Annotated in this window: 20 protein-coding genes; 10 read left to right on the top strand and 10 right to left on the bottom strand. The window is 53.5% G+C overall.

The window, feature by feature from the left end; all coding sequences use genetic code 11:
- Positions 1 to 44 precede the first annotated feature (44 nt).
- Complete coding sequence (locus LJ739_RS03330) at positions 45 to 1,436, bottom strand: MATE family efflux transporter (RefSeq protein ID WP_229157178.1); 1,392 nt, start codon at positions 1,434 to 1,436, stop codon at positions 45 to 47.
- A complete protein-coding gene (locus LJ739_RS03335) occupies positions 1,429 to 2,004 on the bottom strand; it encodes a DUF2239 family protein (protein WP_229157179.1) in 576 nt (191 codons plus the stop codon). Before LJ739_RS03335 ends, LJ739_RS03330 begins: the two co-directional genes overlap by 8 nt.
- Positions 2,005 to 2,211: 207 nt before the next feature.
- Here LJ739_RS03335 and LJ739_RS03340 point away from each other — a divergent pair, with 207 nt between their 5' ends.
- The gene (locus LJ739_RS03340; RefSeq protein ID WP_229157180.1) at positions 2,212 to 3,000 is read left to right on the top strand and encodes an MBL fold metallo-hydrolase; all 789 of its coding nucleotides are present in this window, start codon (positions 2,212 to 2,214) and stop codon (positions 2,998 to 3,000) included.
- Between the two features lie 13 nt (positions 3,001 to 3,013).
- Here the strand turns inward: LJ739_RS03340 and LJ739_RS03345 are convergent, their stop codons facing one another.
- Positions 3,014 to 3,424, bottom strand: coding sequence for an ACT domain-containing protein (locus LJ739_RS03345; RefSeq protein WP_229157181.1), 411 nt, complete (start codon positions 3,422 to 3,424; stop codon positions 3,014 to 3,016).
- Positions 3,425 to 3,868: 444 nt separating this feature from the next.
- Here LJ739_RS03345 and LJ739_RS03350 point away from each other — a divergent pair, with 444 nt between their 5' ends.
- The 5 genes from LJ739_RS03350 to LJ739_RS03370 are packed head-to-tail and all read left to right on the top strand — an operon-like array spanning position 3,869 to position 11,269.
- Complete coding sequence (locus tag LJ739_RS03350) at positions 3,869 to 6,721, top strand: peroxidase family protein (RefSeq protein ID WP_229157182.1); 2,853 nt, start codon at positions 3,869 to 3,871, stop codon at positions 6,719 to 6,721.
- Positions 6,718 to 7,833: a catalase family protein gene (locus LJ739_RS03355; protein ID WP_229157183.1), complete on the top strand. Its 1,116-nt coding sequence runs from the start codon at positions 6,718 to 6,720 to the stop codon at positions 7,831 to 7,833. The genes LJ739_RS03350 and LJ739_RS03355 overlap by 4 nt, the downstream gene beginning before the upstream one ends.
- Positions 7,817 to 8,281: a hypothetical protein gene (locus tag LJ739_RS03360; protein ID WP_229157184.1), complete on the top strand. Its 465-nt coding sequence runs from the start codon at positions 7,817 to 7,819 to the stop codon at positions 8,279 to 8,281. Before LJ739_RS03355 ends, LJ739_RS03360 begins: the two co-directional genes overlap by 17 nt.
- Positions 8,274 to 9,803 (top strand): c-type cytochrome, encoded by a 1,530-nt coding sequence (locus LJ739_RS03365; protein ID WP_229157185.1) that lies wholly within the window; start codon positions 8,274 to 8,276, stop codon positions 9,801 to 9,803. The genes LJ739_RS03360 and LJ739_RS03365 overlap by 8 nt, the downstream gene beginning before the upstream one ends.
- Positions 9,804 to 9,820: 17 nt before the next feature.
- Positions 9,821 to 11,269, top strand: a complete 1,449-nt coding sequence (locus LJ739_RS03370) for a c-type cytochrome (RefSeq protein ID WP_229157186.1) — start codon at positions 9,821 to 9,823, stop codon at positions 11,267 to 11,269.
- Here the strand turns inward: LJ739_RS03370 and LJ739_RS03375 are convergent.
- The 4 genes from LJ739_RS03375 to LJ739_RS03390 all read right to left on the bottom strand — a co-directional run bounded on the left by LJ739_RS03375 (position 11,263) and on the right by LJ739_RS03390 (position 14,198).
- Positions 11,263 to 11,433 carry a hypothetical protein gene (locus LJ739_RS03375; RefSeq protein ID WP_229157187.1) on the bottom strand — a complete coding sequence of 57 codons (171 nt, stop codon included), beginning with the start codon at positions 11,431 to 11,433 and terminating at the stop codon, positions 11,263 to 11,265. The genes LJ739_RS03370 and LJ739_RS03375 overlap by 7 nt on opposite strands.
- Positions 11,434 to 11,577: 144 nt before the next feature.
- A complete protein-coding gene (locus LJ739_RS03380) occupies positions 11,578 to 12,240 on the bottom strand; it encodes a DUF4097 family beta strand repeat-containing protein (RefSeq protein ID WP_229157188.1) in 663 nt (220 codons plus the stop codon).
- Between the two features lie 158 nt (positions 12,241 to 12,398).
- Entirely contained in the window at positions 12,399 to 13,274 is an 876-nt protein-coding gene (locus LJ739_RS03385) for an NAD(P)-dependent oxidoreductase (RefSeq protein ID WP_229157189.1), read from the bottom strand.
- A 108-nt stretch (positions 13,275 to 13,382) separates the two neighbouring features.
- Positions 13,383 to 14,198, bottom strand: coding sequence for a substrate-binding periplasmic protein (locus tag LJ739_RS03390; RefSeq protein WP_229157190.1), 816 nt, complete (start codon positions 14,196 to 14,198; stop codon positions 13,383 to 13,385).
- Positions 14,199 to 14,413: 215 nt separating this feature from the next.
- Between LJ739_RS03390 and dapB the strand changes: the two genes are divergently transcribed.
- From dapB to greA, 4 genes are all read left to right on the top strand, one after another.
- The gene (gene dapB, locus LJ739_RS03395; RefSeq protein WP_229157191.1) at positions 14,414 to 15,223 is read left to right on the top strand and encodes a 4-hydroxy-tetrahydrodipicolinate reductase; all 810 of its coding nucleotides are present in this window, start codon (positions 14,414 to 14,416) and stop codon (positions 15,221 to 15,223) included.
- Between the two features lie 307 nt (positions 15,224 to 15,530).
- Positions 15,531 to 16,670 (top strand): glutamine-hydrolyzing carbamoyl-phosphate synthase small subunit, encoded by a 1,140-nt coding sequence (gene carA / locus LJ739_RS03400; RefSeq protein WP_229157192.1) that lies wholly within the window; start codon positions 15,531 to 15,533, stop codon positions 16,668 to 16,670.
- 25 nt (positions 16,671 to 16,695) lie between these two features.
- Positions 16,696 to 19,917 (top strand): carbamoyl-phosphate synthase large subunit, encoded by a 3,222-nt coding sequence (gene carB, locus LJ739_RS03405; protein WP_229157193.1) that lies wholly within the window; start codon positions 16,696 to 16,698, stop codon positions 19,915 to 19,917.
- Between the two features lie 149 nt (positions 19,918 to 20,066).
- The gene (gene greA, locus LJ739_RS03410; RefSeq protein WP_229157194.1) at positions 20,067 to 20,543 is read left to right on the top strand and encodes a transcription elongation factor GreA; all 477 of its coding nucleotides are present in this window, start codon (positions 20,067 to 20,069) and stop codon (positions 20,541 to 20,543) included.
- A 45-nt stretch (positions 20,544 to 20,588) separates the two neighbouring features.
- Here greA and LJ739_RS03415 read toward each other — a convergent pair whose 3' ends face one another.
- The 3 genes from LJ739_RS03415 to LJ739_RS03425 all read right to left on the bottom strand — a co-directional run bounded on the left by LJ739_RS03415 (position 20,589) and on the right by LJ739_RS03425 (position 23,826).
- Positions 20,589 to 21,407: a DODA-type extradiol aromatic ring-opening family dioxygenase gene (locus LJ739_RS03415; RefSeq protein WP_229157195.1), complete on the bottom strand. Its 819-nt coding sequence runs from the start codon at positions 21,405 to 21,407 to the stop codon at positions 20,589 to 20,591.
- A gap of 671 nt (positions 21,408 to 22,078) precedes the next feature.
- Positions 22,079 to 22,375 carry a hypothetical protein gene (locus tag LJ739_RS03420; protein ID WP_229157196.1) on the bottom strand — a complete coding sequence of 99 codons (297 nt, stop codon included), beginning with the start codon at positions 22,373 to 22,375 and terminating at the stop codon, positions 22,079 to 22,081.
- A 581-nt stretch (positions 22,376 to 22,956) separates the two neighbouring features.
- Positions 22,957 to 23,826, bottom strand: a complete 870-nt coding sequence (locus LJ739_RS03425; RefSeq protein WP_229157197.1) for a hypothetical protein — start codon at positions 23,824 to 23,826, stop codon at positions 22,957 to 22,959.
- Positions 23,827 to 23,877: the final 51 nt, after the last annotated feature.

The following is a 23,877-nucleotide window of genomic DNA, read 5'->3' on the forward strand; positions in this document are numbered from 1 at the left end:
AAAAACGGCCGCTTCTGGGCCGTTTTTTATTGCCGTGTTATTGCTTAACCGTACTCACCGAGACGATAAAATAATCCCAGGCGAGCGTTTTCCTGGGATGCCCGTCGGTACAACAGGGTGGCCGTTAACATCAGCGCCAACAGCTCAGCGCTGGGGCCAGCGTACCAAATGCCCGATTCTCCCCAGAACCGAGGCAGGGCGAAGGTGAGTGGCAGGGCAAACAGGTAGGTTTTGCCCAGACTCAGCACGCTGGCACGCTTGGCATCACCAATACTCTGAAAATACATGCTGATCATCATCAATGGCCCAAACACCCACAATGCCAAAATTGAGATGGGTAAAATGCGGCCAACTTCGGCAATTACCTGAGTATCTGCTACGAACCAGCGACCAATATGCTCGGCCGAAAACCACAGAGACAGTTGCATGGCCAGGCTATAAACCAGCGCTACAAGGAGTGCGATAGTGACACTTTGATTGGCCCGCTGGTATAAGCCTGCACCTACGTTGTTACCGGCGATACTCTGAAAAGCCAGCCCCAGCCCCAGGATAGGTAAAAACACAAAGGTCATGATACGGGTGATAATCCCATACGCACTGACCGTTGCCGCGAGATCTGCCGTTTGCCAATGCTGCAGGTTGTAGAGGATGGCTGCCGACATCAACGCGACACCCACATAGGTCAGACTGGCGGGGGCGCCCAGTGCCAGGAAGGTCTGCCAATGTTGTCGGTTGGTACTGAATGACAGCAGTGGCAGGCGGTAAGTATTGCGCTTCGACGCGCGGAATCCGGCCACTATCAACAGGCTGAGTAACTGGGCTAACACGGTACCATAGGCGGAACCGGCAACCCCCATGTCCAGGGTTACAATAAGCCAGTAGTTCAATACGCCGTTCAGGGTGGCGGTTAACAGCGATACCAGTGCCATTAACCCGGTGTGGCCTTCACTTCGAAGGCTGTCACTGCTGATCGACAACAGAAACAGTAGGGGTGAACCCAGGATCACTATCCACAGATAGGACAAGCTCATTTCAGCCAACCGGGCGTCACCTCCATTGGCCGCCAGCGCGAGGGAATAGCCCCATAGGCTGAATGCGCCGATCAGTACAGTGCTGAGCAATACCGCCAACGTCAGTGCCTGTGCGAGCGTGTGGCGCGCGGCAGTCACGTTTTGTGCCCCCAGATAGCGTGCCATGACGCTGGCAAACCCGCTCGACACCCATGTACTCAGGGCAATAAGCAGCATGAACAGGGGGAACATCGCAGTCACCGCTGCCAACCCGTCGGCGCCCACATACGCGCCAATGAAATAGGCATCCACCAGATTTAATGAACCATTGACCAACATCACCAGGATGATCGGCATGGCGGTTCTTATAAACACCGTCCCTAACGGGAGGCCTGTGTAGGGGTTATTGACTGCGGTACTAGCCATGATGTGCTTCCTTGCTCAGGGCAAAAAGGGTATCGAATTTTTCCGTCAGCAATTGTTTGATCTCGTCCGGCCATGTCTGTATTGCGCGCTGAAATGCCTCATTGTCAGCGCGATACAGGGCGCGGGAGGCTTCCTCAAAACCGGCTTCGTCGGCCATTACCGTCATCAGGTTGTACAACTGGCTCTGCAGCATATGCAGTTGCTCCTTGGCACTCATGTTGTTTATGGCCTGGTCGACCAGGCGCCGTAACGTGGTTGATGCGCCACCGCGCTGCTTCGACAACCATTGCCAGTGGCGGGGCAACAACGTCACTTCTTTTGAGGTGACCCCCAGCTTTGGGCGGCCGCGCTTCGCCGGAGTCGGCGCGAGGGTGTTGGGCAATTTGGCGATGACCTCGTCGGCGCTGCCGTACCAGTCAATGTCGATGCGCTGACAGGTGTTGACCTCATACAGGTAGGGTTCAATAAACTGATTGCGGGCTTTTATAGCTCGGATCACGTGGATAATATCGCCACGGGCGATCAGTTGTTTTTCATAAATGGCAATGTATTCGGCATTCATTGTCATGCACCTTGGTCCATTTTGATTGATTATTATCAGGGTATAAATAGTAATTTACCCTGATAAAAATTTAAAGTCAAATTACCCGGGTAAAAATAAAGCGGCAGACTGAGACAATGTGTTGATGTTAGCGGCTCAACGACAGCAGATTGGACATCCGCTGGGGTAGGATAGAAAGCATCGAGAACAGGTACTCGGAATAAGGAACATAAAATGAAATGGACAGTGGTGGGTTTGATGATGTTTTCGCAGGTGACCCTGGCGCAACAATGGCCGGCGTTTATGCAACAGAAGTCCAGTCGGGGTGAGCTGTTTGTGCTGGCTGCTAAACCCAACGGCACCAACATCGGTGTTATACGCACCGAGCAGGGGATTGTGTTAATCGACCCTGTTGTCCCGACACAACATCAGTCAGCGTTTGTCAGTGCGTTAAAGCGAAGATGGCCACACTTACCGCTCATTGTGCTCAATACTCATGGTCATAACGACCATAGTGGTGGCAATGCATTTTTTACTGCACAAGGTGCCCGAATAATGACCGATGTCGACGGGATTAACGCCTTGCAATCGATCACCGTCCACTCACACTCAGCCAACGACCGAGTGTTTTATCACCGCGCCAGCAATACGGTGTTTGTTGGGGATGTTTACGACAGCAGCTGGCACCCGTCCTTCTACGCCGGTCGTCGTGCAGGCTTTCAGGCCGCCATTTCTGCGATACTGGCGCTTGGCGATGCCAACACCCGCATCGTACCGGGACATGGCCAACCGGGTGACAAAGCTGGATTGCAACGCTTTCATGACGACACGGTGGCATGGATTGATACTGTCGCGCGACTGCACGCACAAGGCCTGTCAGCCGAGGCCATGTTGCAACACCCCCAGATTAACGCCCGGTTGGCGGCGTTCAATCAACAGATCGCACCTGCGACGATCCCCGCTACGGCTGTACCACGTTTTTTGCAGCGCACCCTGAGCACGTTGCAAGGGAACAGCCAATAAAGCGGTGCCGCCGTCACCGGGTTGTGCTGAGTTCTGCAAGGCAGCGCATCGCTGCTTGTGCATCCTTGTCGGCCACCATGACATGATCGTGGTAGAACGCCGCCAGCATATTGGCACTGATCCCCTGCGCGGCCAGCGCACGGGCAACCGCTGCGGTGAGACCCACGGCCTCAAGGCTCGAGTGCACGGTCAGCGTGATGCGTCGTAGCGGGTTTGAACCGTCGACATTGAGTGCGCTGGCCTGCTGAAGAGATAACACCGCAGTGAGACCTTCCTGTTCACGCATAACGGCCAAGGGTTGGGATTGGCACAGTTGAAGCCAGTTTTCTGGCGTGTCGGGCATACAGGCGTACACGTAGCGTTGTGGGTCCAGCTGTGGCGAGAGTTCTTTCAGTAGGCGAGTCAGATCAGTGATACCGGACATGGTTATGTTCCTTTAAGCGAAAGGTCGCAGGGATAACAGCCATAACGCGTCGGCCAGACGGGTCGCTACCGAGGCTTGAAAAACCAGCACTATCATCTCCTTTGCAACTGGCGATTGGGACACAATCACCGGGTGGAGGTCGTCCTCGTTATTGTGAGCATAATCGACGGGTCGTCCCGTAGCGCCAAGGTTACCTTGCCCCCCGAGGTCGCTGCAAGGGGGGAGGTGAATTGCGCACAATTCTCGGCTTGGGTAAAAAATGTACTATAGTTGTGGGGTCAGTAAAGGATGACTAATTACGACGTATAGCGTTTTACCTTTTCTGTTGAGCTGTCAATGATGACTGATTGGAGAGCTGGCATGAAGGTAGTGCGTTCAAACCTTGTCCTGTGTGTGTTGCCCTGTTTGGTAACCTTGTTTCATTCCCCCGTTTTCGCGGAAGACATGACTGATACTGAAGCCTGTATCAGTATGGTCAAAGACGGTTTCAGACCCATTGATGATGACCGATTGACGCGGTTTCAGGGCAAGGTTGATGCAGATACCGCCCAATGCCGCGGGGGCAAGTATGCATTGAAGTTTCGGCACACGCCCTGGGCTGATTGGGGTAACTACTGGGCGACCGGTGACAGTAGTTCGATGAAAGAGGGATCGGAAGCCAAGACCATTCTGGGAGAGCACCTCAAACCCAATGGCAGGGGCATTGATGGCGCCTTGTTGGATCTTGAGTATCAACGGATTGAGTTGATTAAATTTAACCTGTTTGACAATTACACCTACCGTGAATATGTCTCGGGTGACGGTGAAAAAGCCGGGCCAGCAATGAAGCGCTGGCCACAAATGCGTCTGGATGCTACCGATATCCACTACCGGGATGTCGGCGGGGAAGGGCTGCAGGTTTGCCAGGGTGAGTTGATCCGGTACCGTACCCAACGGGGCATCTGTAACGACATCTTTAACCCCAAAATGGGCTCTACGGGCACCTTGTTCTCACGCAACGTCGCGTTTGACAGTACCTTTCCAAGACTCGGTCATACCGAATTCGCACAAAACCGCCACAGCGATGCGGACAACGGGATGCGCATTGGCTTGCTATCACCTGATCCGCAATTGATCAGTCGAACCCTGTTTACCCGCCATCAATCTGAGCCCGAGGCTTGCAATGACGGCCTGGGGCGGGGCATGAATTCGCTCAATGACCAATGTGATTATCAGAAAGCGCCATTTTTCAACGTGTTGGCGGCTTTTTGGATCCAGTTTATGACCCACGACTGGTTTTCTCATACCGATGAGGGACGCAATCAGCGTCGACTCGAAGCGACCGGTTGTAATACCGGCGCTGCCCAGGCCCTGGGGTGTCGACCGGAGGACCGCATGGAGCCGGCCTTGGTCAAAGACAGTACCGCGCCTCAGACCTTTGAGCATAGCGGCAAGACGTACCTGAGTCGCGCCTATCAGACATCCACCAACCATGTCACGGCTTGGTGGGACGCGTCGCAAATCTACGGTTTTGACAATGTCTCCACACGACGGGTTGTGCGAGATCCAGATGATAACGCCAAACTGTCGATGCCGGAGCAATACCTGCCCCTGCTGCAAACCTGTGATTTAAGCGCTGATCCCAGTTGCTACATGCAGCCCCAGTGGCAAGGTCAGGCGTCGACCGGGTTTGTTGACAACTGGAATATCGGTCTGAGCTTTTATCACAACCTGTTTGCCCGCGAACACAACCGATTTATTGACTATTTTCGCACGCTGCAGCAAAAAACGCCGACGCTGGATTCGGGCTTACGGGATCCCGCCAAGCCCGATGAGGTGATTGCCTACAAAGATGTCAGCGATGAACTGTTATTTCAGGTTGCCCGCTTGGTAGTGTCGGCCGAAATTGCCAAAATCCACACGATCGAGTGGACCACCCAATTGTTATACAACGACCCCTTGTACCGCGGTATGAATTCGAATTGGTTTGGATTGTTTAACATTGAACAACCCAGTCGGGTGTCCAGCATTGTCAGACGGCTGACCGGCAATGAACAAAGCTGGTTCGGGCGCTTATCCGACTGGTTTGCCGGTGGTCTTGGCGATCATCACGACCCGGACAAAGCCAATGCCTGGTATTCGGTGTTTGCTTCCGGGGCCGGTATTTTTGGCCTGCAAAACCGGCGACCCGAAGGGATGCTGTGGTGGAAACACGACGCCTGGGATGTCAGTAATCCGGAACACGTCAATGGCGGCGTAAACCATTTTGGTTCGCCGTTTAATTTCCCGGAAGAATTTGTGTCGGTGTATCGCCTGCATCCTTTGGTGCCGGATTTGATCGAGATGCGTGACTGGCGCATGCCAAACCAGTTGACCGCAGCGGTACCGGTGGCAGACACGGTACGTGGTGGTGCAACGCAACAGATGCGTGATCATGGGTTGGACAACTGGGCGTTGAGCATGGGGCGTCAACGTCTCGGCGTGCTGCATTTGCGCAATCATCCGGCGTTTTTACAAAACTTGCCCATGCCCCATCTGCAATCACCGTCGGGTAAGCTGGATATTCTGGCGCTGGATTTGATCCGCGATAGAGAGCGTGGGATCCCACGGTTTAATGAATTCCGCCGCCAGATTGGTTTGCGTACCCTGACCAGCTTTGACGATTTTATTGATCAACGTCTGCCTGTGGGCTCGCCACAACGGGCGGCTCAGGCGGAGGTAGTGGCCGATATTCGAGCGATTTACGGCACCCATCGCTGCGATGACAGCAAGGTGATCACCGACGTTCAGCGTTTCCCCGATGGCGCCGCGATTACCGATTGTCTCGGTCAGCCGGATGGCAGTGAGGTGGATAACATCGAAGATGTGGATTTGCTGGTGGGCTGGTTGGCCGAATACACGCGGCCACACGGGTTTGCCATTTCGGAAACCCAATTTCATATCTTTATCATCAATGCCTCCCGTCGGCTGTTCAGTGACCGTTTCTTTACCTCCAGTTTTCGCCCCGAGTTCTACAGTAAACCGGGTATTGAATGGGTGACACACAATGGTCCGCTATCGGAATGCCCTTATCCATTAGAGGAAGCTGCCCACGGCGGTGATGTGTGTAATGAGCCGGAATTGTCCAATGGCCACAAAATACAGGTTTCGCCGATGAAACGGGTATTGCTGCGCAATTTGCCCCATTTGAAAGACGAAATTATGCCGATTGTTAATGCGTTCGATCCCTGGGCGCGGGAACGTGGTGAGTACTATTCACTGTCCTGGACGCCAAGACCCGGGGCAGAGCAAGACCCCGCGTTTCAGGGCCAGCAATGAGTTTACCTAAGCGCTTATTGGTCGCCGGCATCATCATTACTGCGCTGGTGTTGCTGTTGTTGTCCAATCAAGCACACGGCCAGTCGGCCGAAGATCGTCAGCGGGACCCGTCGCTCAGGGGTGACGAAGAGGCACTTGCCCGGCAGATGACCGAATGGATCATCAAGGTCAGTGAAAAACGCCATCCCAGTGGCATCGTCAGGCGATTTAATCAGGTGAAAAGTCTGGGCTGTTTTGACGCTGAGTTCATCGTCTCAGCTTCCCCGCCGGACGCTCTACGTCATGGCATCTTTGCCACCGGTGGTCGTTATCCGGCGGTGGTCAGGTTTGCCAACGCCAGTACCCTGGACGACCGGGACAAAGATCTTCGCGGGTTGTCTATTCGGGTCAGCAACGTACCCGGGCAGCCGATTTGGGGTGAGCCCGGTCATCAGGATTTTGTGCTCAACAGTCATCCGGTGTTGTTTGCTGACTCACCGGAAACGTTTCTGGCGTTTATCAAAGCCCAATACGAAGACAGTTTGCTGGGTTTTTTTCTTAATCCTTTTGACAGCCATCTGGGCGCACTGATGATCTTGCTGCGGGCCAGGGACCATCATGACAGTCCTTTTAACATTGATTATCACAGTACCACGGCCTATGCCCTTGGTGATCAACAAGCCGTTAAATACCGTGTCACGCCCTGTAGTACCTTCTCGCCGCCACCCGCAGACACCGATAACCAAAACTATTTACGCGCGGTGATGCAACAGCACCTTGAGCAACAGGCGGTGTGTTTCGACTTTCAGGTCCAGCGACAAACCGATCCGGAGCAAATGCCGCTGGACGACCCCTCTGTGGCATGGGATACGGCGGTCTCAGAACCCATCACCGTAGCCCGGTTGCGCATTGAGCCGCAGACGTTTTCAACCCGTGAGGCGCTGGCACACTGTGAGGCGATGTCATTTAATCCCTGGCAAAGCCTGCAGGCACATCGCCCGCTGGGCCGGATGAACTATGTCCGTCAGGCTGTATATCGGAAACTGTCGGCGTATCGTCATCGCGTCAACGATACCCGTGGTGGCGCTGATTGGCCAACGCAACAAGGAGCAACCCATGAACCCGGTGGTTGAGCAGTGGCTGTCGTTAGACCAGACCGAACTGGATCGCATTTATTGTGCGGCCGAGGCTGGGCAACTGCCCCGTGGCGATACCCGGGGTACGGCGATCGTCGCCGGTTCCAGTCAGGCCAAGTTGCTGGCCCGCTTTGCCCGTCTGTTTGCCTGGCAGGGCAAGGTGTTTGATATTTTTGGGCCGGACTATAAACACGGCATTCTGATCAACAAGGTGACGCCGTTCAGTCTGTCGTTCGTGGTGGCCAAGGTTTACAAGGGCCCGAGCTGGATGGATCAGCGTGAAACCATCATCATCGACTATTCAACAACGTCGTTCTTTGCCCAGAAGATCCGCGACGAAATTCGTGAAGTGTCGCCGGGCGTTTATCTGGGTAAAGTCTGGTGGGGGCGTCACCGGATCCTGGATTTTGCGTTAACTGCCAGTGAGAGCAACGCCGATGAATAAAGGCAAGGACGTGACGCGTTCGGACGCCAAGCGTCTGGTGTTCTGGCGATTGAAAAGCTTGTTGTTGCTGCTGTTTGTGGTGGTATTGTCATTGGCGCTTGGGCAACGCTTTTTGACCGATGAAGCGGTGACCTATGATGACATCGAAGGTCACTTCAAATACGGCTCCATCGGCGGTGAACGCAATCTGGGCATTCCGTACTGGATATGGCAAGCCGCCCCCAAACTGTGTCCTGAACTGCTTCCTCACCGTCAGGCCGATGACCGCGGCTTTGAATCCATCGGGATGATTTATGAAGGGGACAATACCTTGCCGGTCGGTGTATCGAAGCGCCGTCACCTGGGCATTGACAGGGTATTTCTGAATTGTTCGGTGTGTCATACCAGCACGGTCAGGGCCTCTCTGACCGAGGAACGGCAATTGATATTGGGCATGCCCGCCAACCGCTTCGATCTGATGGGCTTTGAGCGGTTCTTTTTTGGCTGCATGGCGAGTCAGAAATTCAACCGCGCTAACGTTATCCCATTGATAGACAGTATGGGGGCTGATCTTGATTTACTGGACAAATACCTGGTGTATCCGGTGGCTATCTGGTTGACCCAGGAGCGCCTTGCGTTGCTTGCCAGTCGCCTGAGTTTTTTTCGACAACAACCCGATTGGGGGCCTGGGCGGGTAGATACCTTTAACGCAGCAAAGGCGGTATTTAACTGGGATTGGTCACAGGCCGATCCGGCAGAAATGATTGGTACGGCCGATTTCCCGTCTATCTGGTATCAGGCAAAGCGTAAACAGCGCGACGATGGACAGCCGATGGAACTGCACTGGGATGGTAACAATGACCGGGTCGAGGAACGCAATTTGTCCGCTGCATTTGGCGCTGGGGCAACGCCGCCGATCATCGATCATAAGGCGCTTGGCAGAATTGCAGACTGGCTGGAAACCCTGCCGGCACCGGCTTATCCCTGGCCAATCGATAAAGCCAAAGCCGCCAAAGGGGCGCCCCTCTATGCGCAGTATTGTGCCAGTTGCCACGGTGCCAACGGACATGACTTCGCCGGCGCGCGGGTAGGTCATGTGGAACACATTGACGACATTGGCACCGATCCCTGGCGTTTGAACAGTTACACCCGCACCCTGGCGGTCAATCAGGGTAATCTGTACACCGGCGATGAACGCTATCGATTCAAGCGTTTCAGGAAAACCTTCGGTTACGCCAACATGCCGTTGGACGGCGTTTGGCTAAGGGCGCCTTATCTGCACAACGGTAGCGTGCCGACCCTGTGGGATCTGTTACAGCCACAGGAAGAACGCCCTGGTCAGTTTTATCGCGGCAACGACGTCTATGATCAGCAAAAGCTGGGCTTTGTCACGGATGCAGCGTTCGTCAATGGGCGACCCATGTTTTTATTTGATACGCAGATCACCGGTAACGGCAATCAGGGGCATTCCGGACCCGCATTTGGCACTGCATTGTCTGATGATGAAAAGTGGGCGCTGGTGGAGTACCTCAAACAATTCTGAACACCGCGGGAGGTGTTATGAAAAAAACGTCAAAGTGGTACAAATGGATTGCAGTATTGCTGGTCGTTGTGCTGATCGGTGGCGTCTTCACCTGGCAGCAATTTTTTCGCGTTTATCCGCAACCTGATTGGGTGTTTGAGTCCAATACCTCGCGGTTTAAGTACGGTTCCATAGGGGGCGAACACGACGCTGGCATTCCTTATTGGATCTTTGTGGTGCTACCACGCATGTTTCCTGAATACTTGCCGGGAAACGGTGGTTATGCAGCGTTGGGCGTACCCTGGGAAGAAGGTAAAGAATTGCCGGTCGGGTTTGTTAAAAAGACCATTGGCTTTGAGCGGGTCGGGAACAACTGTGCCGTGTGTCATACCACCCAATATCGCTTGTTTGCCGACAGTTCCACCCGCTTTGCTGTGGCGGGTGCAGGCCACACGGCAAACATTGAAGGCTTTTTTAAATTCATCATTGATTGTGCCAAGGACCCAAGGTTTAACCCCGACAACTTGCTGGCAGAGATTGCCATGGTGCATGAACTGTCTTTTGTGGAAACGCTGATCTATCGCTTTGTATTAATTCCCATCACCAAAAAGCGCTTATTGGAACGAGAAGCGCAGTTTGCCTGGATCTACCGACATGACTTCCCCGATTGGGGACGGGGCAGGGATGATGCCATGAACCTGACCAAGTACTTCATGATCGGCGAGCCCATGGACGACACGTTTGGGCCGACAGACATGCCGTCGATTTGGAACCTGCAGAAATACGATGCACCGGGTCGCGTCATGAACTGGGACGGGGCAACCCATGATGCTTACTCAGTGATCATGGATTCGGCACTGGGTTTACTGGGCGCAGAACCGCACGATGAAGATGATTTTCTCGCCCAGGTTGATTGGTTGCATGACTACTTGCGTAACGTCAAAGCGCCGCCATACCCGTTGGCCGTGGACAACCAACAAGTGCAGGCTGGTGAGCAGGTGTTCAATCAAAATTGTGCCAGCTGTCATGCCAGCGAACGTACCGGAACGCCTGTGCCGTTGGCTGAGATCGGCACCAGTGCGGCACGACTGGAGACCTGGAACAAGCAGGCGGCGATTGCCGCTAATCGAATTGTTGAAGACATGGGGTTACAGCGCAAAGGTCTGGTTGAAGAGACTCTGATTGGCTACGTCGCCGTGCACCTCGATGGTATCTGGCTACGGGCACCGTATTTACACAATGGCAGTGTGCCAACGCTATGGGACTTGCTGCAACCCGCATCCGAGCGGCCACAGACGTTTTATCGTGGCTATGATCTCTTTGATCCACAACGGGTCGGGTTTGTCAGCCAGGGAGAGCAGGCAAAACGGGCAGGTACCTTGTACGATACGCGCCTGCGAGGCAACAGCAACCAGGGCCATGAATTTGGTGTAACACTAAGTGATGAGGATAAACAGGCCTTGATCGCCTACCTCAAAACTCAGTGACTGAGACTTTCGATAAATTGCTGCACCCGTTGCTCTGAACCAAATTCACGCAACAAACAGCGTGCTGCATGAGCAATGATTTGCTCGTCATCAGATTGGGTAACCATCCATACCCAGGTTTTGAGTAGCAGTTCGGGGGCCTGAACAACGTCTTCAGTGTGCATGGGATTCATTCCTTGTTACGGCTGTCAGTATCATGCGGTAAAAATTATACCCTTGCAAGGGGTTGGGTAAAAAAACGTGTTAACAGGTCTTTGAAGCGGGTTTCCCGCCCTATAAGCAAGGCGGGAACAGTGGTGGACTGGCGATCACTCGCCACTGTGGTAATGGATTTCAACCTTGTCCTGCATTGCCGGGTCTTCAATGCGCACATCAACGGGGCGGTGTAACACAATACGACCGTTGACGAGGACGCCTTTTGAAATTGACAACACGGGCTTGTCATCTGAATGCCACAGCCAGGATTTACCCCGTGGGCGTTCATACACGATGTCCTGCGCAATCGCGGTGCTTCCGGTCAGCGTGATGTCTCCAGAGGTGGTGATAACGTTGCCTGACACCGTACTGTCCGGTAAGTTGATGTCTCCGTTGACGGTTTCCACATCCCCCTGAAGGGTTGACGGTGCTTCAAGCTCAATGTCACCGTTGACGGTGGTCAGCGCCCCCTTGCTGAGCAGACCCGTGCCTGCTTCGATATCCCCGTTGACGGTTGATGCGGTGCCGACGGTGACGTGTTCACCCATGTCTATACTGCCGTTGACGGTGCTGATATCGGTGGCAGTAACGTTGTTTGCAAGCTCGATGCTGCCATTAACAGTGGAAATGTGCCCGACCTGTTTACCTTCACTGACATCGACATTGCCCAGCAGTGTGCTGACCCCTTCGCCGGATCCACCGATGTGAACGACACAGCCGCCAAGGAGTGAGCTGATCAATAGCATACTGGAGAGGGTCAAGGTTCTGTTTGTCATAGTGGGTATTCCTGCTAAAAAGCATCGGTGTTGCAGGCTTCGGGCCAATCTTTTATCTCTTTGAAATTATTATAAAAAATAATTTATTCAAGCAGTGGGTAGGCCACAAATTGTGCATTTGTGGCCAGGATAACCAGTCAAGTGGTCGATTACACCAGTCAGTTTTGGCGATTGAGCAGTGCAATCAGGCTTGAGGTATCCCAACGGCCACCACCCATGGATTGTACCTGGCTGTAGAATTGATCGACCAACGCGGTGAGGGGCAGGTGGCAGCCACTGGCCTTGGCTTGATCTAGTACAATGCCCAAATCCTTGCGCATCCAGTCGACCGCAAAACCAAAATCAAACTGCCCTTCGACCATGGTATGGGCGCGGTTCTCCATTTGCCAGGATTGGGCTGCACCTTTGGAAATCACATCCACAACGGCATTGGCATCCAGACCATTGTGGGTGGCAAAATGTAACGCTTCTGCCAATCCCTGCACAACACCGGCAATGCATATCTGATTGACCATTTTGGCCGTTTGCCCCGCACCTACCGGGCCAAGTAAGCGATGCATTTTGGCAAAACAATTCAATGCCGGGCCAATCGCTTCATAGGCCGCTTGTTCTCCGCCAAGCATCACCGTCAGAGCGCCGTTCTCGGCGCCGGCCTGACCACCTGAAACCGGGGCATCTAAAAACGCCACATTGATTTTTGCGGCGACGGCTGCCAGCTCTTTGGCGACCGTGGCAGAGGTGGTGGTGTGATCAACAAAAATGCTGCCCGGTTTCATGGTCGCAAAGGCGCCATGCTCACCGAGGGTCACTGCGCGTAAGTCATCGTCGTTGCCGACACAGGCAAATACGATGTCAGCGTTTTGTGCAGCCTCTGCAGGGGTTGCTGCCCAGCGACCTGAATACTGCTCGGCCCAGCGTTTGGCTTTTTCAGTGGTTCGGTTGTATACCGTTACCGTGTACCCACCGTTGGCAAGATGGCCCGCCATTGGATAACCCATCACGCCAAGGCCGATAAATGCGACAGATGCTGTCATTGAAGTGATCCTCACAGGTTGATTCTGGGGGAGGAGAGTAAACCATTCGACAATCGTGTGAAAGGGATATGGGGTGTGATGGTTCACACAGTCGATAAACCGCCGCCATTATTTGAACGCATTTAACTGCGCAGCGTCTTCCAGATGGTGCTTGTTTTTCAACCGCAACAGGGTTTGATTACGTGACAACAGATCCAGCCTGGCCTGTAGTTGGGTAACAAACCCATCCGGGGCCTGAAGGTGAAATGCAAAGTGCAAATCATTGCTGCCTAACGGTTGCAGGACGTGTAGCGGTCCAGACATCGGCGAATGTTGTCGTATGCTGAACAGTACCACATCTTCAGCATAGGCGATGGCATCAACACGGTCGCGCAGCAGCAGCGCAATCAGTTGCTCTGCATCGTTGACCCTGACAATGTTGTGAAATGGCAGCGATTGTTGCAATAACTGAATTTCGCCAATGTCATCGCGGACGACACCCACCCGAAAGCGGTTTATTTGGGTCGTATGGCTTTGGGGTAAACGCACATTGGCTTTGGCGACCAGTGATATACGTGACGAAACCAACGGGCCGACAAAGCGAAACTGGCTGGCTCGCTCGGGCGTGAGTGCCATTGACATCACCACCGCCTTGGGGTCATTGCGCAAGGTATGGTAGGCCCGGGCCCACGGATAGACGACCAGTCGTTTGGCCGGAAACTGTTCACCGTGGGACTCAAACAAGGCGTGCAGCACGTCAACGGCGTACCCCTGAGGAACGCCATCCTGGGTGTAATGATAGGGCGGGTATTCTTCCATGATCCAGGTGAATTGCGCGGCTTGCTGGGCCAGCGTTGGTTGTGCATGACCCGGTGTGTACCACAAGCAGGCCAGCAACATAACGGCACACAAAGAGCGTCGGTATGCCGTTGGTTTATACGTCATATACCCTCCGGTATGGGCGGATGATGGGTGGCATCCTGTCCCACACCAGAGTGATCCGGTGACATCCCAAACGGCGTGGTCACGTGACCAACAACCTCTTTACATTTCTAGCACTTGGCAAGGGATTGCGCCAGTATCCCAACAACTAATCGGCGTTGGCATCGGCGTTGAGTTAAGGCAAACTGCCAGCATCAGATGCTTTTCAGGTGGATAACATGACAAAAATGGTGATTACAGGGGCCAATGGACGGATGGGACGGGTGCTGATCGAAGCCTGTCAGCAGGACAAGGATGCGTTGCTGCAAGCCGGGGTTGTCAGGCCCACATCACCGTTTCTCGGTGTCGATTGCGGCGAGCTGGCAGGAATTGGTGCAATTGGCTCACCGACGGTCGGTGCCCTGCAGGATGTGTTGCCGGATACCGATGTGGTGATTGACTTTACCCTGGTGGACGCGATGCTCGACAATGTCCAGGCGTGTGAAAAGAGTCACTGTCCTATGGTGATCGGTACCACCGGGCTGTCTGAGACGCAGAAACAACGCCTGGCCGATGCAGCACGGCACATTCCTATTGTGTTTGCGGCAAACTACAGTGTCGGGGTCAACCTGATGCTGAACCTGGTGCAGGAAGCGGCCCGGGTCATGGGACACAGCGCTGACATCGAAATCATTGAGGCCCATCATCGCCACAAGAAAGATGCACCGTCAGGCACGGCGATGGCAATTGGTGAGGCGATCGCCGACACGCTGAACCGGGATCTGAGTACCTGCGCAGTGTATGGTCGGGAAGGGGACACCGGTGAACGGGATCAGCAAACCATTGGCTTTGCCACCGTCCGGGCGGGTGACGTGGTTGGCGAGCACACAGCATTGTTTGCCGATATTGGTGAGCGACTGGAAATCACTCACAAAGCGTCCAGTCGTCTTACCTTTGCCAATGGGGCACTGGCGGCGGCCAAGTGGGTGGTGAAGCAACCACCGGGTTTGTACGCCATGGCGGACGTGTTGGGATTGACAGGACGTTGAGAAGGGTCGCCGCATCCCCGGATTAAATAGCGATTTTTACGGTGTTTTCACGAAAAATTAACCCAATGGTCCATTTTCATTAGTTTACTCAAAGAAATGTTGCCTTCGGCTGGACGGATAGCGCGTTTTCGTATATAGTGTTGCGAATTTGCCAAAATTTTGCGAATCAGCGCGCTGGTTTGCAAGTTTATTAGCTGCAAAGACGGTAAACGGGATGTAAATCAATTATTTACAACCCGTTTTTTGTAGGGTTTTTGGCGTTTTGCGGGCCAAAAGCTCTTGGGTTGTCCTTATTTTGGAGGTTGACTTGGCTAATTCCGCCCTTTTGGTGTTAGAAGACGGCTCTGTTTTCTACGGCACCGCCATTGGTGCTTCTGGTATGTCTGTCGGCGAAGTGGTGTTTAATACTTCAATGACCGGTTATCAGGAGATTCTCACTGACCCCTCTTACGCTGAACAAATCGTTACCTTAACTTATCCTCATATTGGTAACACCGGTACCAACAGCGAAGACACCGAATCACACCATATCTGGGCAAAAGGCCTAATCATTCGTGACCTTCCACTGATCGCCAGTAACTTCAGAAATCAACTATCTCTCTCCGACTACCTTAAACAGAACAACATTCTTGGCATCGCGGACATCGATACACGACGCCTGACCCGGATTCTGCGTGATAAAGGTGCGCAGAACGGCTGTATTCTGGCCAATGTGGATCTGGATGAAGCTAAAGCGCTGGCGGAAGCGAAAGGGTTTCCCGGATTGAAAGGCATGGATTTGGCCAAAGAAGTTACCACCCAAACCATCCACAACTGGAACGACGGCAGTTGGGTATTGGGTGAAGGCTACCAGACCGAACAAAGCGAGCTGCCTCACCATGTGGTTGCCTATGATTTCGGCGCCAAACACAACATCCTGCGCATGTTGGTTGACCGCGGTTGTCGTCTGACCGTCGTACCTGCCACTACGCCGGCCGCCGATGTGCTGGCGATGAACCCGGACGGCATCTTCCTGTCCAACGGCCCGGGTGACCCTGAACCCTGTGACTATGCCATTGATGCGATTCGCACCTTGCTGGATTACGATTTACCCACCTTCGGGATTTGTCTGGGGCACCAGTTGCTGGCATTGGCCAGTGGTGCCAAAACGGTCAAGATGAAGTTCGGTCACCACGGTGCCAATCACCCGGTCAAAGATTTGCAGCGCGACGTGGTTATGATCACCAGCCAGAACCACGGTTTTGCCGTCGACGAAGACGGTTTACCGGACAACCTGGAAGTGACCCATGTGTCTTTGTTCGATCAATCATTGCAGGGCATCCACCGCAAAGATAAACCGGCCTTCAGTTTCCAGGGACACCCGGAAGCAAGTCCTGGTCCTCATGATGCGGCACCACTGTTCGACCACTTTATCGAACTGATTGAAGCCCGAAAGAACGCCCAATAGACGACCCAGACGAGAACCGAACACTATGCCAAAACGTACCGACATTAACAGCATTCTAATCCTCGGCGCTGGGCCGATCGTCATCGGCCAGGCCTGTGAGTTTGACTATTCTGGCGCACAAGCCTGTAAAGCGCTGCGCGAAGAGGGGTACCGGGTCATTCTGGTCAACTCCAATCCCGCCACCATTATGACCGATCCGGAAATGGCCGATGCAACCTACATCGAGCCAATCCACTGGGAAGTGGTGAAGAAGATCATCGAAAAAGAGCGTCCTGATGCGATTCTACCCACCATGGGCGGGCAAACTGCACTGAACTGTGCACTGGACCTCAACAAGCATGGTGTCTTGCAGGAATTCGGCGTCGAGATGATTGGCGCAACCGCCGATGCAATCGACAAAGCGGAAGACCGTGAACGCTTTGATAAAGCGATGAAATCCATCGGTCTGGAATGTCCCCGTGCCGAGATTGCTCACAGCATGGAACAAGCGCACGACGTACTCAGCCGCATCGGCTTCCCGTGCATCATTCGCCCCTCGTTTACCATGGGCGGCACCGGTGGTGGTATTGCCTACAACGTTGAAGAATTTGAGGAAGTCTGCCGACGGGGTCTGGACTTGTCCCCAACCAATGAACTGCTGATTGACGAGTCATTGATTGGTTGGAAAGAGTATGAAATGGAAGTGGTGCGTGACAAGAACGACAACTGCATCATTGTCTGTACGATTGAAAACTTTGATCCTATGGGCGTGCACACCGGTGACTCTATCACGGTTGCCCCTGCACAGACCCTGACTGACAAAGAATTCCAGATCATGCGGAATGCCGCCATGGCAGTATTGCGCGAGATCGGTGTTGAAACCGGCGGCTCAAACGTACAGTTTGGTGTTGACCCCGAAACAGGTCGGATGGTCATTATCGAGATGAACCCACGGGTATCGCGCTCTTCAGCGTTGGCCTCCAAGGCCACCGGCTTCCCGATTGCCAAAGTTGCCGCCAAGCTGGCTGTGGGCTACACCCTGGATGAGCTGGCCAATGACATTACCGGCGGACTCACGCCTGCGTCTTTCGAGCCGGCCATCGACTACGTAGTGACCAAAATTCCTCGTTTTAACTTTGAAAAGTTTGCCGGTGCCAACGACCGTCTGACCACCCAGATGAAGTCGGTGGGTGAGGTGATGGCAATTGGCAGAAACCAGCAGGAGTCGTTGCAAAAAGCATTGCGCGGTCTTGAGTTGGGCGCCAACGGTCTGGATCCCATCATTGATATCAATGAACCAGAATGTAAGAACCGGATCATTCGTGAGCTGCGAGAGCCGGGCGCCGAGCGTATCTGGTACATCGGTGATGCATTCCGCCTGGGGATGACGGTTGATGAAGTGTTCGAGCTGACCAACATCGATCGCTGGTTCCTGGTGCAATTGGAAGAACTGATCCTGCTGGAACAGAAAATGACCATTACCGGGTTATCAAACATCGACCATGACCTGATGACCACGTTGAAACGCAAAGGCTTTGCTGACGCGCGCATTGCGCAACTGACCAACAGCAAAGAAGCCGAGGTACGCGCTCGTCGTCGTGAAATGAACATTCATCCGGTTTACAAGCGGGTCGATACCTGTGCGGCGGAATTTGCCACCAGTACCGCTTACATGTATTCCAGCTATGACGAAGAGTGTGAAGCGGCACCAAGCAGCAAAGACAAAATCATGGTGCTGGGTGGTGGTCCAAACCGTATCGGACAAGGTATCGAGTTTGATTACTGCTGTGTACATGCCGCCCTTGCGATGCGTGAGGACGGTTACGAAACCATCATGGTTAACTGTAACCCTGAAACCGTTTCCACCGACTACGACACCTCCGACCGCTTGTACTTCGAGCCGGTGACCCTGGAAGACGTTCTTGAGATTGTGCGGGTAGAACAACCCAAAGGCGTCATCGTCCAATACGGTGGCCAAACACCCTTGAAGCTGGCCAATGCACTGGCAGATGCCGGCGTGCCGATCATCGGTACATCACCGGATGCCATTGACCAGGCCGAGGATCGTGAACGATTCCAGCAAATGGTTCACAAGCTGAAACTCAAGCAGCCAGAGAACGCCACGGTCAGCAACATGGAAGAGGCGCTTGCCAAAGCCGACGCCATCGGGTTCCCCTTGGTTGTGCGTCCATCCTATGTACTGGGTGGCCGGGCGATGGAAATCGTTTACGACCTGAAAGATCTGAAGCGTTATCTGAATGACGCGGTGAAAGTGTCCAATGAGTCTCCGGTGTTGCTGGATCGTTTCCTGGACGATGCCATCGAGGTTGACGTTGACGCCATCTGTGACGGCAAAGATGTCCTCATTGGCGGGATCATGGAGCACATTGAGCAAGCCGGTGTTCACTCAGGTGACTCTGCCTGCTCATTGCCGCCGTATTCACTCAGCCCTGCCATTCAGGACGTGATGCGTGAACAGGTCAAAGCCATGGCCCTTGAGCTGGGCGTAGTCGGGTTGATGAATACCCAGTTCGCGGTCAAAGACGGCGAAGTTTACCTGATTGAGGTCAATCCTCGTGCCGCCCGTACGGTACCGTTTGTGTCCAAGGCGACCGGACTACCATTGGCCAAAATAGCGGCCCGCGTAATGGCCGGACAGTCGTTGGCCTCGCAAGGGGTTAGCAAGGAAATCATTCCGCCGTTTTACTCGGTCAAGGAAGTGGTGTTGCCGTTTGCCAAGTTCCAGGGTGTTGACCCGTTACTGGGTCCGGAAATGCGCTCTACCGGCGAGGTGATGGGTGTGGGTGACAGTTTTGAAGAGGCCTATGCCAAAGCCAATCTGGGCGCCGGTCAGCCCATCCCAGCGCGTGGGAAAGCCTTGTTGTCGGTACGCCATACAGACAAGTCCCGTGTGATTGAGCTGGGTAAAGCCATGCTGGCGAAAGGCTTTGAGCTGGAAGCGACCAAAGGCACGGCTCAGGTGCTAAACGATGCGGGTGTGGTGTGCAGCGTGGTGAACAAGCTGTCTGAAGGACGGCCCAACATTGTCGATGCGATTAAAAACGGTGAGTATTGTTACATTGTGAACACCACCGAAGGTCGTCAGGCCATCACAGACTCGGTGTACATACGTCGTGAGGCACTGCTCAACAAGGTTACTTACACGACCACAATGAACGCCGCGTTCGCGACCATCAATGCCCAGGAAGCAGAGGACAGGGCGCGGGTGACGTCGGTTCAGGAACTGCATCAACGGGTCGGAATGTAACCGAAGCCCCGCAGGGGCTTTTGCGAATTCGACAATTTCTGCTAAAGTGCGCTTTTAGGCCGGTAATATCCTGGTCAACAAGCGCACTTTTTATTTGCGCGGCCGAGCGTGTCGCGCCACCTGATTGACGAAACCATAGTGAGTATTCCATGAGTCAATACCCGATGACCGCGCGCGGGGCAGAATTGCTGCGCGCCGAATTACATGAATTGAAATCCGTTAAGCGGCCGAAAATCATTGAGGCCATTGCTGAAGCCCGTGAACACGGTGATCTGAAAGAGAACGCCGAATATCATGCGGCGCGGGAACAGCAAAGTTTCTGTGAGGGACGCATTCAGGACATCGAAGGCAAACTGTCCAACGCGCAAATCATTGACGTGACCAAAATGCCCAATAACGGCAAAGTGATTTTTGGTGCCACGGTAACCTTGCTGAACGTTGAAACCGACGAAGAAACGGCCTATCGCATCGTGGGTGATGATGAAGCAGACATCAAGCAAAACCTGATTTCGATTAACTCCCCGATTGCCAGGGGGCTGATTGGTAAAGAGCTGGACGATGTGGTGAATATTCAAACGCCGGGTGGTACGGTGGAATTCGAAATCATTAACGTCGATTATATCTGATCGTACAAACACCGCCGCGCGCTCAAGCGGGGCGGTGTGTTCATGTTAGCGCCACACAAACTGGCTGGCGCGCTTTCCCAACACCTCACACTGTAGCGCCATATCTGCGCCCCGACCGGCGATACCGTAACATACCATCAGCGGGATCAGGTGCTCTTCCCGTGGGTGACAAAACCGTGCCCCAGGCGCTTGCTGCCAATCGTTCAAGGCTTGTTGGCGACGCTCTTCACCCAATGAACCGGTGAGGGTATCCTCCAGCCATTGCTCAAATGCCAGGTTGCTGTGCTGGCCTTGTTCGGTGGGACGGAAAAATTCCGCCATGTTATGAAAACTGAAGCCCGAACCGATCACCAGTGTGTCGGGTGACACGACCGAACGCAACGCGACACCGATGGCCATGTGCAGCTCACTGTCCAATGACGGATGCAGGGACAGCTGCAGACACGGAATATCGGCCTCTGGGTACATCAGCATCAACGGCACGAACACACCGTGATCCAGTCCACGTTGTTGCTCTGCCTGTGCATCAATGCCCCGTTGTGCCAGGGTCTCGATGATATTGGCAGCCCAGTCAGGATCGCCGTTTACCGGATACGCCAATTGATAGGACTCGGGTGGGAATCCGTGATAGTCATAATACAGCCCGGGAAGGCGCTGTGTGGTGACTTTCACCGGGCTGGCTTCCCAGTGGGCGCTGATCACAAGAATGCGTCTGGGACGGGGCAGTCGGGTCGGCAAAGTGCGCAGCTGCTCAATCAGCTGCTGGTGGGTTGGATCGCCGAGCACCGGCATGGGTCCGCCGCCGTGGGACAGAAAGACAATCGGTGTGTTTGACATAGGGCTGGGAGACAATGGGTAATTCATGACCGTCAGGATGTGCCGAAATGTCTTTACAGACCAGCGCAAAAAGTCGGCCCGAATGGTCGAATTAATCGCAGAAAGATTGTCAACAACGACGTTTGTTTAGCTGTGAATGGAAGCGCCTCACCTTTCGAGATTAATAGTTCAGGATGTTTTGTGCCAGTAGTGGACTTTTATGTCGGGTCGCCGACAGCGACCAGAGGGCGCAGTGAATGCAAAGTATCAATCCATCCATGGCGTAATGTCCAGCCTGACCTTCCACGGTCAGTCGTTCAGCCCTCTCGGCGTGACCTTAAGTCTCCCCTCGTTGCTAACGCAACCGCGCTTCACCCTCTGGACTCCCCGCAGCCCGTATCGCGAAAAACGTTCAACAGCTCGCCAGGCAAGGTGTCACCGCACCCAAAAATGAATCCCCCATCTTCGGTACTGCCTCGACCTCCTGTCTCGGCTGCCACCTTGCTGTACTGGCTAGCTGCTGAACTTCGCTAGAGCGGGCAGTAAAGCTCTGAATATGCAATGAAGGTGAGTGTTAGCTATGTGCCAGTAGTGGACGGTGGTTAAAGCAAAAGTGAATGGGGGCTTTGAGTGGATAGCAGACCGTTAACGCCCAAAGCAGCGGCGCGCGTTAGCGCGTCCAGCCCGCAGGGCGATGCTGCCTTTGCTTGTTATGTGATTTACCACTCAGCCACCTTTAGTTTACTAGCCGCAATTTTAAGCTCTTCTTTGGTGAGGCCAATGATAGTTTGAAAATCATTGTCATCTAAACCAAACCCTAAATTGTGAGCATTCAACGCACTGATAATACCGCCGAGTTCTTGAGCAGTAAGCATATTTGGCGAAACTTTTTTAACGACTTCGTGCAGCTTATTCGCTACTGCGTTTTCAATAGTATTAACCACAACAATATCGCCAGATTCTTCTAGCTCTTTTACTGCCTTGATTAGCACTTCCTTAACTACAGACTCGCTCATACTATTTGTTCACATAACAGTGTATTACTGCGAATTCGCGGTATGCCCAGTTTTGCGCCATGCCTGTACTCGCAGTGTGTATTATTTTATCAAATACTAACAACGAGATAGGCAACTTTACCAGGCTTACTACCCGCTTTAGGGTTGGGAAAAGCGAGAACCGGGGTTTATATAGGTCCCCGTAAATAAAGGCTTGGAAACAAATCCTGATATAAATCAGACGATTAAAATGGTTTGACCTGTGCAAAGCGAGAATTTGACTGCGTGAAAGCGAGAAGTTTTGTGGCAGAGATTGCAGCTATTTGAAATACGAAGCTACAAAAAGTCGCTCTGTTTGACTCTACGATAACAGCCAGGGAGGTCCTCGCCTCGGCTTTGTCTCCTGAGTCGCTCTACCTCCTGCATCCATGCAGTCGTGCGCGAGGATGACGATTCTTCGTAGGCAGAATTTAATGACTGCTGCAACACAGGGAGTGGATACAACCATGACTACGTTCGAAGGTCCACTGCTCGCTCGTAACACTCATTTCGAATGTTTCTCAGCGTCCCTTGGCCAGATCTGGCATGCGTACGATAAAGGTTTACAGGGCAAAGTGGGTGCCGTAGTAGTGATTGTAGTAGTCAACGATGTCGCTGTGCAGGGCAGAAGGGAACCAGTCGAGGTGCACGTCCAGGTAACGGCGTTGTTGTGACAGGATCTTCAGGCGAGCATTGATTGCGGCCATCAGTTGTTTGCCCTTGTCGGTCTTGCTGCACATGATATAGCCACCGGCTACTTCGGGTAATTCGCTGATGGCACGGCTGTGTTGGGTCAGCTGGTCAACGTCGGGGTACAGTTTCTTGTAATGGTGAAACACTGTCGGGTATTCCAGCATGGCATCGACCCGACCGGCCAGAAACATGTCCACCAGTCCTCTGGAGTTCCCGTCACCGGGTCGGGACCACAAGGTGATGTTGTCATCCAAGGTGTTGAGGAGGCTGTCCACGCGGTCGCCGTATGAACGGTCACTGTTTACCCCGAAGGTCATCCTGATGCCGCTTGAAAGCAACGATTGCAGACTCAATTCGGTTTGTTGTGGCTGGTCACTCAGCCATTGGGTAAGTGCAGTACCACGAACATACAGTCGCTGACCGGGGAACACCGTTTGTGGTAGCTCTGATACCAGAAAATCGTTCTTGCGGGCCTCGGTGATGAGCTTGTTGCCGGTGCACACATCGTCACGTTTACGTAGCAATTGCTCGGCCCGCACCGTATTAGCGGTAATGATCACCACTTCCATGCCCGGCCAGTCGGTGGCCAGTAAGCGAAACGTGCTGCCGGGCAGATCAAATATATCGGCTTTGGACTGCTGCAATGAAAGCATGGTTTTAGAGGCCCAATACAGGGTTTCCGCCTGCGTGGGTGACACCAGGGCGAAAAGCAGGGCAAGGGCATAGATCAATCGATTCATAACGGGCAGTTCAATTCCAAAAAGGCAACGTGCAGTGAATAAATCGGCGCA

This window comes from Fluctibacter halophilus, from assembly GCF_020687825.1.
In the GTDB taxonomy this organism is placed as follows: Bacteria; Pseudomonadota; Gammaproteobacteria; order Enterobacterales; family Alteromonadaceae; genus Fluctibacter; species Fluctibacter halophilus.

What these genes read in the sequence shown, in the direction of transcription:
- LJ739_RS03330 (WP_229157178.1), bottom strand. Translation starts at nt 1,436, where the DNA reads ATGGCTAGTACCGCAGTCAATAACCCCTACACAGGCCTCCCGTTAGGG.
- LJ739_RS03335 (WP_229157179.1), bottom strand. Translation starts at nt 2,004, where the DNA reads ATGACAATGAATGCCGAATACATTGCCATTTATGAAAAACAACTGATC.
- LJ739_RS03340 (WP_229157180.1), top strand. Translation starts at nt 2,212, where the DNA reads ATGAAATGGACAGTGGTGGGTTTGATGATGTTTTCGCAGGTGACCCTG.
- LJ739_RS03345 (WP_229157181.1), bottom strand. Translation starts at nt 3,424, where the DNA reads ATGTCCGGTATCACTGATCTGACTCGCCTACTGAAAGAACTCTCGCCA.
- LJ739_RS03350 (WP_229157182.1), top strand. Translation starts at nt 3,869, where the DNA reads ATGACTGATACTGAAGCCTGTATCAGTATGGTCAAAGACGGTTTCAGA.
- LJ739_RS03355 (WP_229157183.1), top strand. Translation starts at nt 6,718, where the DNA reads ATGAGTTTACCTAAGCGCTTATTGGTCGCCGGCATCATCATTACTGCG.
- LJ739_RS03360 (WP_229157184.1), top strand. Translation starts at nt 7,817, where the DNA reads ATGAACCCGGTGGTTGAGCAGTGGCTGTCGTTAGACCAGACCGAACTG.
- LJ739_RS03365 (WP_229157185.1), top strand. Translation starts at nt 8,274, where the DNA reads ATGAATAAAGGCAAGGACGTGACGCGTTCGGACGCCAAGCGTCTGGTG.
- LJ739_RS03370 (WP_229157186.1), top strand. Translation starts at nt 9,821, where the DNA reads ATGAAAAAAACGTCAAAGTGGTACAAATGGATTGCAGTATTGCTGGTC.
- LJ739_RS03375 (WP_229157187.1), bottom strand. Translation starts at nt 11,433, where the DNA reads ATGCACACTGAAGACGTTGTTCAGGCCCCCGAACTGCTACTCAAAACC.
- LJ739_RS03380 (WP_229157188.1), bottom strand. Translation starts at nt 12,240, where the DNA reads ATGACAAACAGAACCTTGACCCTCTCCAGTATGCTATTGATCAGCTCA.
- LJ739_RS03385 (WP_229157189.1), bottom strand. Translation starts at nt 13,274, where the DNA reads ATGACAGCATCTGTCGCATTTATCGGCCTTGGCGTGATGGGTTATCCA.
- LJ739_RS03390 (WP_229157190.1), bottom strand. Translation starts at nt 14,198, where the DNA reads ATGACGTATAAACCAACGGCATACCGACGCTCTTTGTGTGCCGTTATG.
- dapB (WP_229157191.1), top strand. Translation starts at nt 14,414, where the DNA reads ATGACAAAAATGGTGATTACAGGGGCCAATGGACGGATGGGACGGGTG.
- carB (WP_229157193.1), top strand. Translation starts at nt 16,696, where the DNA reads ATGCCAAAACGTACCGACATTAACAGCATTCTAATCCTCGGCGCTGGG.
- greA (WP_229157194.1), top strand. Translation starts at nt 20,067, where the DNA reads ATGAGTCAATACCCGATGACCGCGCGCGGGGCAGAATTGCTGCGCGCC.
- LJ739_RS03415 (WP_229157195.1), bottom strand. Translation starts at nt 21,407, where the DNA reads ATGAATTACCCATTGTCTCCCAGCCCTATGTCAAACACACCGATTGTC.
- LJ739_RS03420 (WP_229157196.1), bottom strand. Translation starts at nt 22,375, where the DNA reads ATGAGCGAGTCTGTAGTTAAGGAAGTGCTAATCAAGGCAGTAAAAGAG.
- LJ739_RS03425 (WP_229157197.1), bottom strand. Translation starts at nt 23,826, where the DNA reads ATGAATCGATTGATCTATGCCCTTGCCCTGCTTTTCGCCCTGGTGTCA.